The 14,029-nt window shown below is 67.4% G+C and carries 13 protein-coding genes; 2 read left to right on the top strand and 11 right to left on the bottom strand.

Features of this window, described 5'->3' with window-relative positions; translation table 11 throughout:
- Positions 1-6: 6 nt before the first annotated feature.
- Entirely contained in the window at positions 7-864 is an 858-nt protein-coding gene (locus tag PIJ50_RS09670; RefSeq protein WP_271974789.1) for an SDR family oxidoreductase, read from the top strand.
- Here PIJ50_RS09670 and PIJ50_RS09665 read toward each other — a convergent pair.
- The 6 genes from PIJ50_RS09665 to PIJ50_RS09640 all read right to left on the bottom strand — a co-directional run bounded on the left by PIJ50_RS09665 (position 774) and on the right by PIJ50_RS09640 (position 6,347).
- Positions 774-1,970, bottom strand: a complete 1,197-nt coding sequence (locus tag PIJ50_RS09665; RefSeq protein WP_271974787.1) for an MFS transporter — start codon at positions 1,968-1,970, stop codon at positions 774-776. The genes PIJ50_RS09670 and PIJ50_RS09665 overlap by 91 nt on opposite strands.
- Before the next feature lie 114 nt (positions 1,971-2,084).
- Complete coding sequence (dxs, locus tag PIJ50_RS09660; protein WP_271974785.1) at positions 2,085-3,995, bottom strand: 1-deoxy-D-xylulose-5-phosphate synthase; 1,911 nt, start codon at positions 3,993-3,995, stop codon at positions 2,085-2,087.
- A gap of 7 nt (positions 3,996-4,002) precedes the next feature.
- Entirely contained in the window at positions 4,003-4,869 is an 867-nt protein-coding gene (locus tag PIJ50_RS09655; protein WP_442900730.1) for a polyprenyl synthetase family protein, read from the bottom strand.
- Positions 4,866-5,096, bottom strand: a complete 231-nt coding sequence (locus tag PIJ50_RS09650) for an exodeoxyribonuclease VII small subunit (RefSeq protein ID WP_271974783.1) — start codon at positions 5,094-5,096, stop codon at positions 4,866-4,868. Before PIJ50_RS09650 ends, PIJ50_RS09655 begins: the two co-directional genes overlap by 4 nt.
- Positions 5,097-5,154: 58 nt before the next feature.
- Complete coding sequence (locus PIJ50_RS09645; RefSeq protein WP_442900729.1) at positions 5,155-5,853, bottom strand: response regulator; 699 nt, start codon at positions 5,851-5,853, stop codon at positions 5,155-5,157.
- On the bottom strand, positions 5,850-6,347 hold the full coding sequence (locus PIJ50_RS09640; RefSeq protein ID WP_271974781.1) for a MarR family winged helix-turn-helix transcriptional regulator: 498 nt from the start codon (positions 6,345-6,347) through the stop codon (positions 5,850-5,852). Before PIJ50_RS09640 ends, PIJ50_RS09645 begins: the two co-directional genes overlap by 4 nt.
- 139 nt (positions 6,348-6,486) lie before the next feature.
- Between PIJ50_RS09640 and PIJ50_RS09635 the strand changes: the two genes are divergently transcribed.
- Entirely contained in the window at positions 6,487-7,356 is an 870-nt protein-coding gene (locus tag PIJ50_RS09635; RefSeq protein WP_271974779.1) for a branched-chain amino acid aminotransferase, read from the top strand.
- Between the two features lie 28 nt (positions 7,357-7,384).
- On the opposite strand, the gene PIJ50_RS09630 is transcribed toward PIJ50_RS09635, so the two are convergent.
- The 5 genes from PIJ50_RS09630 to PIJ50_RS09610 all read right to left on the bottom strand — a co-directional run.
- Positions 7,385-7,552 (bottom strand): hypothetical protein, encoded by a 168-nt coding sequence (locus tag PIJ50_RS09630; protein ID WP_271974778.1) that lies wholly within the window; start codon positions 7,550-7,552, stop codon positions 7,385-7,387.
- Between the two features lie 58 nt (positions 7,553-7,610).
- The gene (gene fzlA, locus PIJ50_RS09625) at positions 7,611-8,267 is read right to left on the bottom strand and encodes an FtsZ-binding protein FzlA (protein ID WP_271974776.1); all 657 of its coding nucleotides are present in this window, start codon (positions 8,265-8,267) and stop codon (positions 7,611-7,613) included.
- 61 nt (positions 8,268-8,328) lie between these two features.
- Positions 8,329-9,036, bottom strand: a complete 708-nt coding sequence (mtgA, locus tag PIJ50_RS09620) for a monofunctional biosynthetic peptidoglycan transglycosylase (protein ID WP_442900728.1) — start codon at positions 9,034-9,036, stop codon at positions 8,329-8,331.
- 66 nt (positions 9,037-9,102) lie between these two features.
- Positions 9,103-13,632 (bottom strand): glutamate synthase large subunit, encoded by a 4,530-nt coding sequence (gene gltB / locus PIJ50_RS09615; RefSeq protein ID WP_271974775.1) that lies wholly within the window; start codon positions 13,630-13,632, stop codon positions 9,103-9,105.
- A partial coding sequence (locus PIJ50_RS09610; RefSeq protein WP_271974774.1) for a GFA family protein occupies positions 13,629-14,029 on the bottom strand: 401 nt, incomplete at its 5' end. The genes gltB and PIJ50_RS09610, both read right to left, overlap by 4 nt.

Genomic DNA, 14,029 nt, shown 5'->3' with positions numbered 1-14,029 from the left:
TCGGCCATGCCCACACTGCTTTCCCTCGGTCATGGATATTCGGCGCAGGCGCTGGCCCGCAGGCTTCGGCCGCAGGGCTGGCGCATCATCGGCACCACGCGCGATCCCGCCAAGGATTTGCCGGGGGTGGAACGCCTTGTCTGGCCCGCCCCCCTGCCGGAAGGCGTGACGCATCTTCTGGTCTCGGCCGCGCCGGACGAAGAAGGGGATCCGTTCCTGGCGACCCATGCCGACGCGATCGCGGCCCTTCCGCTGGAATGGGCCGGGTATCTGTCCACCACCGGGGTTTATGGCGACCATGCCGGCGGCTGGGTGGATGAGGACACGCCCCCCGCCCCCACCACCCGACGCGGCACGTGGCGCCTGCTGGCAGAGCGGCAATGGCAAGCCTGCCGGCCCGTCCACATCTTCCGGCTGGCCGGGATCTACGGCCCCGGACGCGGGCCGTTCGAAAAGGTGAAGGACGGCACGGCGCGGCGGATCATCAAGCCGGGGCAGGTCTTCAGCCGCATCCATGTGGAGGACATCGCGCAGGTTCTGGAGGCGTCCATCCGCCGGCCCGCGCCCGGGATCTACAACGTCTGCGACGACGATCCCGCCCCGCCCGAGGATGTGATCGCTGAGGCCGCGCGCCTTCTGGGCCTGCCCGTGCCGCCCGCGATCCCCTTCGATCAGGCGGACCTGTCGCCGATGGCGCGCAGCTTCTATGCCGAATCGAAACGCGTGCGGAACGACCGGATCAAGGCGCTGGGCGTACGCCTTGCCTTTCCCGATTACCGTGCCGGGTTGGCCGACCTTCTGGCGTCGGCCACGGTGACGGCGAAGCAGACGATCCCCGCCACCGACAACAGCGCCCCCACATAGCCCGACGCCTGGAAGCCGTAGCCCGCCGAGATCGCCGCCGCCGCCACGGCCGGCCCGATGGCGTTGGCGATGTTGAAGGCGGAATGGTTCAGGGCAGCGGCAAGGGTTTGCGCCTCACCGGCCACGTCCATCAGGCGCGACTGCAGCGGAATGGACAGCGCCCCCGACATGCCGATCAGGAAGACCAGCGGGATCAGCGTGACCAGCGACGCCGTCGCGGGCCCGTAGCACAGCATCAGAAGGCCGCCGATGGCCATGATGACAAAGGGCGCCGCGGTGGGCCGGCGGTCCGCGATCCGGCCCACGACCAGCGTGCCGACCACCATGCCGACGCCCATGGCCGCCAGCACAAAGGGCACCGCCGCCTCTCCGGCCTGCGTGACGTTGATGACGGTGGAGGCGACATAGCTGTAGACGGCAAAGAAGCCGCCAAAGCCCACCGCGCCCGTCAGAAGGGTCAGCAGCACCTGCCGGTTGCCCAGCGCCGACAGTTCCCGCAGGGGCGAGCCTTGGGACCGCACCTCGTCCTTCGGGGCATAGGTCCAGACCAGCGTCACGCACAACAGCGCCAGCACCGCCACGATGCCAAAGCCCCAGCGCCAGCCCACCGTCTGGCCCAGCACGTTGGCGAAGGGCACGCCCAGAACCGTGGCCACGGTCAGGCCCGTCATCACGCGGGCCACGGCCTTGGACCGGTCCTCGCGCGGGACGACGCTGGCCGCGACCAGCGCCGCCACGCCGAAATACGCGCCATGCGGCAGGCCCGAGATGAAGCGGTAGACGAGCATCCCGTGATAGGTCTGCGCGAAGGCCGAGGCGACATGGGCCAGCGCGTAGACGATCATCAGCGCCACCAGAAGCGTGCGGCGCGGCCAGCGCGCGCCCAGCACCGCCAGCACCGGCGCGCCCACCACCACGCCCAGCGCATAGGCCGAGATCACGTGGCTGGCCGTCGTTTCCGCGATGCCGAGCGAGGGCGAGAAGTAGGGAATCAGCGCCATAGCCGCGAATTCCGAGGTGCCGATGGCAAAGCCGCCCACCGCCAAGGCAAAATGGACGATCCCGGGATGCGTTTCCGCCCGGCGGAGGGTGCTGGTGTCCGACAAGGTCGTTCTCTTTCCTGGCGTGGTTTGCATCCATGCGCCACAAAGCGGCGGGGAAGCCAAGCCCCTGATGGTCCGACCATGGCAGCCATGCACAATGTGCATGGCTGAAGCGGTTCAGGCCCGTTTCTGCAGGGTGGAGATGCCCAGCGCTTCCAGCGCCTTCGCCTCGATCTGGGCGGCGTCGAGACCCGCGATGTGATACATCGCGGCCGGGCTCGCCTGATCGATGAAGGTGTCGGGCAGCACCATCGACCGGAACCTGAGGCCGGTGTCGAAGGCCCCCTCCTCGGCCAGAAGCTGCGCGACGTGGGAGCCGAAGCCCCCCACCGCGCCTTCTTCCAGCGTGATCAGCGCCTCATGCGTGCGGGCAAGCGTCAGGATCAGGTCGCGGTCCAGGGGCTTTGCAAAGCGCGCATCCGCCACGGTGGTGGAGATGCCGCGCGCGTCCAGCGCCTCGGCCGCCTTTTCCGCTTCGAACAGGCGCGTGCCGAAGGACAGAAGGGCGACGCGGCTGCCGTCGCGGATCACGCGGCCCTTGCCGATCTCCAGCGGGGTGCCGTGCAGGGGCAGCGGCGCGCCCGTGCCTTCGCCGCGCGGATAGCGGAAGGCGATGGGGCCGTCGTCATGGGCGGCCGCTGTCGCCACCATGTGGACCAGTTCCGCCTCGTCCGCGGCGGCCATCACGACAAAGCCGGGAAGGTTCGCAAGGAACGCCACGTCGAAGCTGCCCGCATGGGTCGCGCCATCGGCGCCGACCAGCCCCGCCCGGTCGATGGCAAAGCGCACGGGCAGGCGCTGGATCGCCACGTCATGCACCACCTGGTCGTAGCCGCGTTGCAGGAAGGTGGAATAGATCGCGCAGAAGGGCTTCAGCCCGCCCGCCGCCATCCCGGCGGCAAAGGTGACGGCGTGCTGTTCGGCGATGCCCACGTCGAAGCAGCGGTCGGGGAAGCGGCCGTTGAACAGGTTCAGGCCGGTGCCGTCGGGCATGGCGGCCGTGACGGCGACAATCTTCGAATCCCGCTCCGCCTCGTCCACCAGGGCCTGCGCGAACACCTTGGTGTAGCTGGGCAGGTTCGACGACGCCTTGGCCTGCGCGAAGGTCTGCACGTCGAACTTCGATGTTGCATGCCCCTTGTCGACGGCGCGTTCGGCGGGGGCGTAACCCTTGCCCTTCTTGGTGATCACGTGGATCAGGACGGGACCGGTCGCCTTGGCCTTCACCGTGCGCAGCACGGGCAGCAGCGCGTCCAGATCGTGCCCGTCCACCGGGCCGATGTAGGAAAAGCCCAACTCCTCAAACAGGGTGCCGCCGAAGGCCATGCCCTTCAGCATCTCCTTCGCGCGGCGGGCGCCTTCCTGAAGCGGTTCGGGCAGCAGGCTGACGGCCCCCTTGGCGGCCGATTTCAACTCGTGGAACTTCGCGTTGCCATACAGGCGCGACAGATAGGCCGACAGGGCGCCGACGGGGGGCGCGATCGACATCTCGTTGTCGTTCAGGATCACGAACAGACGCTTGTCCAGATGGCCCGCGTTGTTCATCGCCTCAAACGCCATGCCGGCGGACATCGATCCGTCGCCGATCACGGCGATCGCATCGCCCGGCTGGCCGCCCAGATCCCGCGCCGCCGCGAAGCCCAGCGCCGCGCTGATGGAGGTGGAGGAATGCGCCGCACCGAAGGGGTCGTATTCGCTCTCGCTCCGCTTGGTGAAGCCCGACAGGCCGTTTTCCATGCGCAGGGTGCGGATGCGGTCGCGCCGCCCGGTCAGGATCTTGTGGGGATAGCACTGGTGGCCCACGTCCCAGACCAGCTTGTCCTTCGGCGTGTCGAACACGGCGTGCAGCGCCACGGTCAGCTCGACCACGCCCAGCCCCGCGCCCAGATGCCCGCCGGTGGTGGACACGGCATCGATCGTCTCGGCCCGCAATTCGTCGGCCAGTTGGCGCAGTTCGCGATCGGTCAGCCGCTTCATGTCGGCAGGGATCGTCACGCGGTCAAGGATCGGGGTCTCGGGTCGTGTCATGTTCTTCTCAGCTTTCCCGCGAGATGACGAAGCGCGCGGCTTCGCACAGGATGGCGGCGTCGTCACCGTAGGGGGCAAGGGCGGCGCAGGCCTCCCCCACCAGATCGGCGGCGCGGGTCTTGGCGCCCTGCAGGCCCAGAAGGCTGACAAAGGTGGCCTTGCCCGCTTCGGCGTCCTTGTTCAGCCGCTTACCCGCCTTGGTCGCGTCGCCTTCCACGTCCAAGATGTCGTCGGCGATCTGGAAGGCAAGGCCCAGCGCGCGGGCATAAGCGCGCAGGGGCGCGGGATCGGCCCCGGCGATCAAGGCCCCCGCTTCGGCGGAAAAGCCGATCAGGGCGCCGGTTTTTCCGGCCTGAAGGCGGGTGATCTCCTCCAGCGTCAGGGGGGCGGCGGCGGTTTCGGCGGCGATGTCCAACGCCTGCCCCAGAACCATCCCTTCGGCCCCCGAAGCCTTGGCCAGGGCCAGCACCAGCGCGATCCGACGGTCGGCCGCGCCGATGACGGGATCGGCCAGGCATTCGAAAGCCAGCGTCTGCAGGGCGTCCCCCGCCAGAACCGCCGTCGCCTCGTCCCACTTCACATGCACGGTGGGCTGGCCACGGCGCAGGTCGTCGTCGTCCATGCAAGGCAGGTCGTCGTGCACCAGCGAATAGGCGTGCAGCGCCTCCACCGCCGCGGCGACGGGCATGGCACGCTCGCCCACGCCGTGCAGCCGCGCCGATTCCAGCACAAGGAACGCTCGAAGGCGCTTGCCGCCCCGCAGGGCGTAGCGCATCGCCTCCACCACGGGCACGTCGGCGCGCGCGGCAAGGGTGGCCATCAGGTGCTGTTCGGTGTCGCGGGCGGCGCGGGCCAGTTGGTCGGGAAAGGTCACAGCCCCTCCGCCGGGGTGGTGCCGGTGGCGCGGCCTTCCTGCGCGCGGATCATCTCCACCTTCTCCTCGGCGGCCTTCAGTTTCGTGGCGCAATGGGCCTTCAGCGCCGCCCCGCGTTCATACAGTGCGATTGACTGTTCCAGCGGCACGTCGCCCTTTTCCAGCGCGGCCACGACACGCTCCAGCTCGGCCATGGCGTCTTCAAAGCTCATCTCGGCGATCTGCATGCGGCCTTCCTTTCGTATGTCCCGGCGACCATAGCGGCACGTCGGGGCCAAGGAAAGTCTAGTCGGGCGCCAGCATGTAGCCCGAGCCGCGCACCGTCTGAAGATAGCGCGGCTGGCGGGGATCGGCCTCGATCTTGCGGCGCAGGCGGGTGATCTGCACGTCCACGGCGCGTTCCTGCGTGTCCGTCGCCTCTTCGGACAGATCGCCGATCAGGCGGTCGCGGCCCACGGGTTCGTGGGGGGCCGCGGCGAAGACGCGCATCAGCGCGGCCTCCGTCGCCGTCAGCCGAACAAGGTCGGGGCCGCGCCACAGCTCCCCCCGCTCCATATCGTAGCGCACGTCGCCCAGATGCAGCATCTTGGGCCCGGCCTGCGGCTTCACATGCGGCACGCGGCGCAGGATGGCGTTGATCCGCAGCAAGAGCTCCTTCGGCTCGAACGGTTTCGGCAGATAGTCGTCGGCCCCCGCCTCCAGCCCCTCGATCCGGCTTTGCGTCTCGCTCCGCGCGGTCAGCAGCAGGATCGGCGTCATCATGTGGTCGCGCAGGGACCGGGTCAGGGACACGCCATCCTCCCCCGGCATCATCACATCCAGGACCAGCATGTCGAATTCCAGCCCCGACAACAGCTTGCGGGCCTGCGCCGCGTCCCGGGCGGTGGAGACGAGGAAGCCGTTGCGGACAAGGAACTTCTTCAGCAGCCCGCGGATGCGTTCGTCGTCGTCCACGACCAGAAGATGCGGTGCGTCGTTCATCATCTCTTCTCCTTCAGGTCGTGATACTGGCGAAGAAGTTCGGGGTCCATCATCGCCTCCAGCACCTGGCGGAAGCCCTGCACGGCGGCGGGACCGGCGGCGCGATAGGCCGCGCGCATCCGCGCCCGCTGGGCGTCCGACAGCTCCCGCTCCAGCGCCTCACCGGTTTCGGTCAGGTGCAGCAGGCGTTCGCGCTTGTCCTTGCGGCCCACGCGCGCCTCCACCAGCCCGTCCTCCAGCAACACGCGCAGGATGCGGTTCAGGCTTTGCTTCGTCACGCCCAGCACCGTCAGCAGACGCGTGACGGTGATTCCCGGCGCGCGGTGGATGAAGTGGATCGCCCGGTGATGGGCGCGGCCATAGCCGTATTCCTCAAGGATCCGGTCGGGATCGGCGGTGAACCCGCGATAGGCGAAGAACATCGCCTCGATGCCCTTGCGCACCTGGTCGTCCGTCAGAAACAGCAGCTGTTCGCCGCCCACAGGTCCGCTTGCCATGCCCACTCCCTTGTCCTGATCACATTTTACGGCAGGGTCGTTGACATTCCAATATGCAACCGTTAGCGAAAAGTCACGTTTGGCGCAATTTTATGTCCGAACAGGAAGATTGAAAGCAATATCGCTAAGGAGAGCGAAAATGGCTGGGTCCTATGACGACCGCGACGGCAAGATCTGGATGGATGGCACGCTGGTGGACTGGCGCGACGCGAAGGTTCACGTCCTGACGCATGCGCTGCACTACGCGTCCTCCGTCTTCGAAGGCGAACGCTGCTACAACGGCAAGATCTTCAAGAGCCGGGAACATTCCGAACGCCTGCTGAAATCGGGCGAGCTTCTGGACATGCCGATCCCCTACACGGTCGACCAGATCGAGGAGGCGAAATACGCCATGCTGAAGGCCAATGGCTGGACGGACGCCTATGTCCGCGCCGTCGCCTTCCGCGGCGCGGGCGAGGACATGGGCGTGTCCGCCGCGCGCAACAAGGTGCAGCTGGTCGTCGCGGGCTGGGAATGGGGCAACTACTACGGCGACGCCAAGATGAAGGGCGCGAAGCTCGGCATCTCCAAGTGGAAGCGTCCGTCGCCCGAAACGATCCCGTCGCAGGCCAAGGCCGCCGGCCTTTACATGATCTGCACGATGTCCAAGCACGAGGCCGAGGCCAAGGGCTTCTCGGACGCGCTGATGATGGATTACCGCGGCTATGTGGCCGAAGCCACGGGCGCGAACGTCTTCTTCGTGAAGAACGGGGAAGTGCACACGCCGCTGGCCGACTGCTTCCTGAACGGCCTGACCCGTCAGACCGTGATCGCGATGCTGAAGGACAAGGGTGTGACCGTCCACGAGCGCCACATCCTGCCCGAGGAGCTGGAAGGCTTCGAGCAGTGCTGGCTGACCGGCACGGCGGCCGAATGCACCCCCGTCAGCCAGATCGGGGAGTACAGCTTCGAAGTGGGCCAGCTGACGAAGGACGTCACCACGGCCTATGAGGCGCTGGTCCGCGCCTGACGCGAAAAGGGGGCTTCGGCCCCCTTCTTCATGCCTCGCGTCCGCGTTCGATGCGGGCGAAATGTTCGGTGCGGCGGGTGCCGTCGCCCCGTTCCGCCGGCCGGCGGTGCACGGCCACGGTGGAAGGGTGGCTTCCCTCCTCCCCCTGGGTCTTCGCGATCTCGGTGTAGCGTTTCAGTCGGCTGTCATCGCTCATGGCGCGGCCCTCCCTCGACTGGACCGCAACATAGGGCGACGGGGCCGGAAGGGAAGCCCTAGAAGTCCAGATCCGAATAATGCCGCGCGGGGGACTGGCCGGGAATCTGATCCGACAGGATGCCCCGGAAGGCCGGGCGCGACTTGATCTTGGCGTACCAGTCCTTCAGCACCGCGTGGCGGTTCCAATCCACGTCCGACACGTAATCCAGCGCCGAGATGTGGGCCGCGGCCGCGAAATCGGCCAGCGTCAGGCTGTCGCCCGCCAGCCAGCGGCGCTGGTCCAGAAGCCACGCCATGTAATCCAGGTGGAACTTGATGCGCTGGGAACCGAACTTGATGTTCTTGGCCTCCGGCACCCGGCCGCCGATCTTCAGGCGTTCATAGACCAGCTTGGAGGTGACCTCCTCGTGGAACTTGCCGTCGAACCAGGCGCACAGGCGGCGCACCTCGTAGCGGCCTTCCGCGTCGCGGGGCATCAGCGGCGGGGTCGGCACTGTTTCCTCCAGCCATTCGCAGATCGCCTGGCTTTCCGACAGGAAACGGCCGTCCACGCGCAGGACCGGCACCTTCCCGGCCGGGTTGCGGCGCAGGAAGTCGGGGTTCTGCTCCCAGAAACGCTCCTCCACCAGCTCCACCTCGATCCTCTTTTCCGCCAGCGTCAGGCGGACCTTGCGGCAAAAGGGCGACAGCGGGAAATGATACAGGCGATTCATCGTGGCATCCGGTTTGGTGTGCCCCATGACATGCCGCGAAGGGCGGGTTGATGCAACCCGCTCAACCCTCGAAACAGTCGGAACGTCCGTCTGCGCGGATCGTCGCCGCCCCCGAGGCCGCCGCACGGGCGCGCCCGTCCACGAAGGCCGTGGGCCGCACCGGGTCGCGCCGCTTCGGATCGGGCAGGATGGCCGCCAGCCGCGCGGCCTGACGCGATGTCAGGTCCGCCGCGTCCACGCCGAAATAATGCTGCGCCGCCGCCTGCACCCCGAACACGCCTTCGCCGAATTCGGCCACGTTCAGATAGACTTCCAGAAGGTGCCGCTTGGTCCAGACCAGTTCCACGGCCGGGGTCAGCACGGCCTCCAGCGCCTTGCGCACCCAGCTGCGCCCCTGCCACAGGAACACGTTCTTGGCCACCTGCTGCGACAGGGTGGAGGCACCGCGATTCGAACCCGCCGCCACCGCCGACCGGATGGCCCGCATGTCGAAACCCCAGTGGCGGCAGAAATTCGCATCCTCGGCCGCGACGACGCTGCGGGCCATCACGGGGGCTATGTCGTCCATGTCCACCGTCTGGTGGGCGATGCCGCCCAGACGCGCGCGTTCGGCCAGCATGTAGGGCGTGAAGGGCGGGGTGACGGCGCTGTAGAGCAGGATCAGCGCGGCCAGCGCCGCCAGCAGCCCCACGCCGATCCGGCGCAGCCATGGGCGCATGGGGGGCAGCGCCGGGAAGCGGGATCGGGAAGTGGAACGCTTTCTGGCCATGCGGGCCTTTAGCCACGAAGCCCCGCCGCCGGTCAATGAAAAAGGCCCGCTTTCGCGGGCCTTTCCTTATTCGGCGGGCATCGCCTGCGGTTCTTCGGACAGGGGATGCTTCAGATGGATCAGCATCTCCTTCGGGCAGACCTGAAGGAAGTTCGACCGCTCCGCCTCCCAGTGGCGCAGGATGCGGTTGGCCTTCTGGCTGCCGGTTTCGCGCGCGTGCTGTTCGACCAGACCGCGCAGCTGCGCTTCCCAGTGCGGATGCGACACGGCGCAGGTCACCAGCGTTTCCAAGTTCATCACATCCTCGGCCACGCCGTCGGGATCGTAAAGATAGGCCATCCCGCCCGTCATCCCCGCGCCGAAGTTCGCGCCAATGGAGCCGAGGATCACCGCCACGCCGCCGGTCATGTATTCGCAGCCGTTGGTGCCGCAGCCCTCGATCACCACCGTCGCGCCCGAGTTGCGGACCGCGAAGCGTTCACCCGCACGGCCGGCCGCGAACAGGAAGCCGTCCGTGGCGCCGTAAAGGACCGTGTTGCCGATGATGGTGTTGTTCTCGGCCACCAGCGGGCTGCCCATCGCCGGACGCACCACAATGGTGCCGCCCGACAGGCCCTTGCCGACGTAGTCGTTGGCGTCGCCCTGCACCTCGATCTTCAACCCGCGCACCGCGAAGGCGCCCAAGGACTGCCCGGCGCTGCCCGACAGCTTCAGCGACAGGTGGTCCGCCTGAAGGTTGTTGCGCATCCCGAACTTCTTCACGATGTGGCTCGACGCGCGCGTCCCGATGGTCCGCAGCGTGTTCCGCACCGCGTAGGAGAGCTGCATCTTCTCCCCCTCCTCGAAGAAGCGGGCGCCGTCCTTCACGATCTCCGCATCCAGCGTGTCCATCGCGTGGTTTCGGGGCTTCGACCGGTCGTAGGTGATCCGGCTGGCCCCGTCCACGGTGATGAGGAGGGGGTTCAGGTCCAGATCGTCCAGATGCGCCGAACCGCGGCTGACCTGGCTCAGCAGGTCCGCGCGCCCGATGATCTCGTCGATGGACCGCGCCCCGATGGAGGCGAGGATTTCCCGCACCTCCTGCGCATAGAAGGTGATCAGGTTCACGACCTTGTCGGCCGTGCCCGTGAACTTCTGGCGCAACGCCTCGTCCTGCGTGCAGACGCCCACCGGGCAGGTGTTCGACTGGCACTGGCGCACCATGATGCAGCCCATCGCGATCAGGGCGGCGGTGCCGATGCCGTATTCCTCGGCTCCCATCATCGCCGCCATCACCACGTCGCGGCCCGTGCGAAGGCCCCCGTCGGTCCGCAGCGTCACCCGCTCGCGCAGGTTGTTCATGGCAAGGACCTGATGCGCCTCGGTCAGGCCCATCTCCCACGGCAGGCCCGCATACTTGATGGACGTGCCGGGGCTGGCCCCCGTGCCGCCGTTGTGGCCCGAGATCAGGATGATGTCGGCCTTGGCCTTCGCCACGCCGGCCGCAATCGTGCCCACGCCCGAGGACGACACCAGCTTCACCGTCACCTTGGCGCGCGGGTTGATCTGCTTCAGGTCGTAGATCAGCTGCGCGAGGTCTTCGATCGAATAGATGTCGTGATGCGGCGGGGGCGAGATCAGCGTCACGCCCTTCGTGGAATGCCGCAGCCGCGCGATCAGTTCGGTCACCTTCATGCCCGGAAGCTGGCCACCCTCGCCGGGTTTGGCACCTTGGGCGACCTTGATCTCCAGCTCCTCGCAGGCGTTCAGGTATTCGGCCGTGACGCCGAAGCGGCCCGAGGCGACCTGCTTGATCTTCGCCGACGGGTTGTCGCCGTTGGCGTCGGGCAGGAAGTGCGCCGGATCCTCGCCACCCTCGCCCGAGTCGGACTTGGCCCCGATCCGGTTCATCGCAATGTTCAGCGTCTTGTGCGCCTCCGGGCCCAGGGCCCCCAGCGACATGCCCGGCGTGATGAAGCGCTTGCGGATGGAGGTGATGCTCTCCACCTCCTCGATCGGCACGGGCTTGCCCAGGGGCTTGATCGCCAGCAGGTCGCGCAGGTGGATCGGCGGGTTCGCCTGAAGGGCGGCCGAATACTGCTTCCAGATGTCGAAGCTGGCGCGGTCGCAGGCCGCTTGCAGCATGTGCATCGTCTGCGCTTCCCAGGCGTGCTTTTCCCCGGCGCGGCGCGCCTTGTAGAAGCCGCCGATGGGCAGGATGTCATGGCCCGTCAGCCAGCCGCGGGCGTGCACCTCTTCGACCTTGCGCTGAAGGCCGTGCAGGCCGATGCCGGAAATGCGCGACTGCATGCCGGGGAAGAATTCGGCCACCAGCGCGCGGGACAGGCCCACCGCCTCGAAGTTCAGGCCCCCGCGATACGAGGAGACGACGGAGATCCCCATCTTCGCCATGATCTTCAGCAGGCCCGCGTCGATGGCGTCGCGGTAGCGGCGCATCGCGTCGGTCAGGCTGCCGTCGATCAGGCCCCGGTCGATCCGGTCGGCGATGGAATCCTGCGCCAGATAGGCGTTCACCGTGGTGGCCCCGCAGCCGATCAGCACCGCGAAGTAATGCGGGTCGATGCATTCGGCCGAGCGCACGTTGACCGAACAGAAGGTGCGCAGCCCCTTGCGCGTCAGCCACGAATGCACGGCGCTGGTGGCCAGGATCATCGGCAGCGGCACGCGGCTGCCGGACTGGTGTTCGTCCGTCAGCACCAGATGGCCCGCGCCCGAACGCACGGCATCCTCGGCCTCGGCCCGGATGCGGGTCAACGCCTCGGCCATGTCGGCGCCCACGGGGAAGGTGCAGTCGATCACCGCGACCTGATCGCCGAACTGCTTCAGCATCACCTCGAATTCGGCGTTCGCGACGAAGGGCGATTCCAGGACCAGGATCTCGGTCTGGCCCGAGTTTTCGTCCAGCACGTTTTTGAGGTTGCCGAACCGGGTCTTCAGGCTCATCACCCGCGCTTCGCGAAGCGAGTCGATGGGCGGGTTGGTGACCTGGCTGAACGCCTGCCGGAAGAAGTGCGACAGCGGGCGATACACCGACGACAGAACGGCCGCCGGCGTGTCGTCGCCCATGGAGGCGACCATTTCCTTGCCGTCCTCGGCCATGGGGGCCAGAACCTGCTCCAGCTCCTCCAGCGAATAGCCGGCGGCGATCTGGCGGCGGCGCAGCTCGGCGCCCGCGAAACGCGGGGTTTCCGGCACGTCGTGCAGCAGGACAGACAGGTCCACGACCTTTTCGATCCAGTCGCCGAAGGGACGGTCGGCGGCCAGTTTGTCCTTCAGTTCCTGATCGTGGTAAAGACGCCCCTCGGCCATGTCCACGGCGATCATCTGCCCCGGCCCCAGCGCGCCTTTTTCGCGGATCGTGGCCTCGTCCACCGGGACCATGCCGGCTTCGGAGCCCGCGATCAGCAGCCCGTCGCCCGTCACGACATAGCGCATTGGACGCAGCCCGTTGCGGTCCAGACCGCCGCACACCCAGCGGCCATCGGTCATGGCCAGCGCGGCGGGGCCGTCCCACGGCTCCATCACCGCGTTGCAATAGGCGTACATGTCCTGCCACGCCTTCGGCATCTCTCCGGTCTGCTTGGACCACGCTTCGGGGACCAGCATCGTCTTGGTCATGGGGGCGTTGCGGCCGCCACGCACCAGAACCTCGAACACGGCGTCCAGCGCGCCAGAATCCGACGTGCCCGCCGGGATGATCGGCTTGATGTCGCCCGCCGCGTCGCCAAAGGTGGACGAGGCCATGCGGATCTCATGGCTCTTCATCCAGTTGACGTTGCCCTTCAGCGTGTTGATCTCGCCGTTGTGGGCCAGCATGCGGAAGGGCTGGGCCAGCGACCATTGCGGGAAGGTGTTGGTGGAATACCGCTGGTGGTAGATGGCGAAGGCCGACTCAAAACGGTCGTCCATCAGGTCCGGATAGAACACGGCCACCTGTTCGGCCAGCATCATCCCCTTGTAGATGAGCGAGCGGCACGACAAGGAGCAGATGTAGAGGGTGGTGATGTTGGCTTCCAGCGCCGCCTTCTCGATCCGGCGGCGGATGATGTACAGCTCGCGCTCGAACTGCTCCTCGTCGATGTCCTTGTCGCAGCGGATCAGGATCTGCTCGATCTCGGGGCGGGTCGCGTTGGCCTTGTCGCCCAGGACCGAGATGTCCACCGGCACGTGCCGCCAGCCGTAGATGTAGTGGCCCATGCGCAGGACTTCCGTCTCCACGATGGTCCGGCAGCGCTCCTGCGCGGCGAAATCGGTGCGCGGCAGGAAGACCTGTCCCACGGCGATGCGCTTCGCCGTGTCCGGTTCGTGCCCCGTGCGGCGCACCTGATCGTAGAAGAAGGGCACCGGGATCTGCACATGGATGCCCGCGCCGTCGCCCGTCTTGCCGTCGGCGTCGACCGCGCCGCGGTGCCAGATCGCCTTCAGCGCGTCGATGCCGGCCTGCACCACCCGCCGCGCGGGCTGGCCGTTCATCGACACCACAAGCCCCACGCCGCAGGACGACTTCTCGTCCTCGAAACGGAACAGGCCGTGGTCGTTCATGAACTGGCGCTTGGCTTCCTCGGCGGCAACCCAGTGTTCGTCGTAGATGGTCATGGCTGGCCTCCAGCGGAAAGCGTGGCAAAGAATTCGTCGCCGGTCAGGCGGGGCCTGTTTCCGGCGAAATCATAGGTGTCGGGCTTCTGGTCGATGAAGATCTCGTCCGCGATCCGCAGCCCGGTCCAGTCGTCCAGCAGGCCGGGCGACAGGGCGTATTCGTCGGCCCCCTTGGCGTGGAACCAGAGCGCCGTCCCGCAGGTGCCGCAAAAGGCACGTTCACCCCAGTCGGAGCTGTCGAAGGTGCGGATCGTGTCGCCCTGAACCGTCAGGGCACCGGCCTTCACCATCAGGGCAAAGCCGACGCCGCCCTGACGGCGGCAGGTGCCGCAAAAGGCACGTTCACCCCAGTCGGAGCTGTCGAAGGTGCGGATCGTGTCGCCCTGAACCGTCAGGG

The sequence above is a fragment of the Falsirhodobacter sp. 20TX0035 genome (assembly GCF_028307215.1).
Lineage (GTDB): Bacteria > Pseudomonadota > Alphaproteobacteria > Rhodobacterales > Rhodobacteraceae > Falsirhodobacter.
This window is presented reverse-complemented; position numbering and strand designations above follow the sequence as displayed.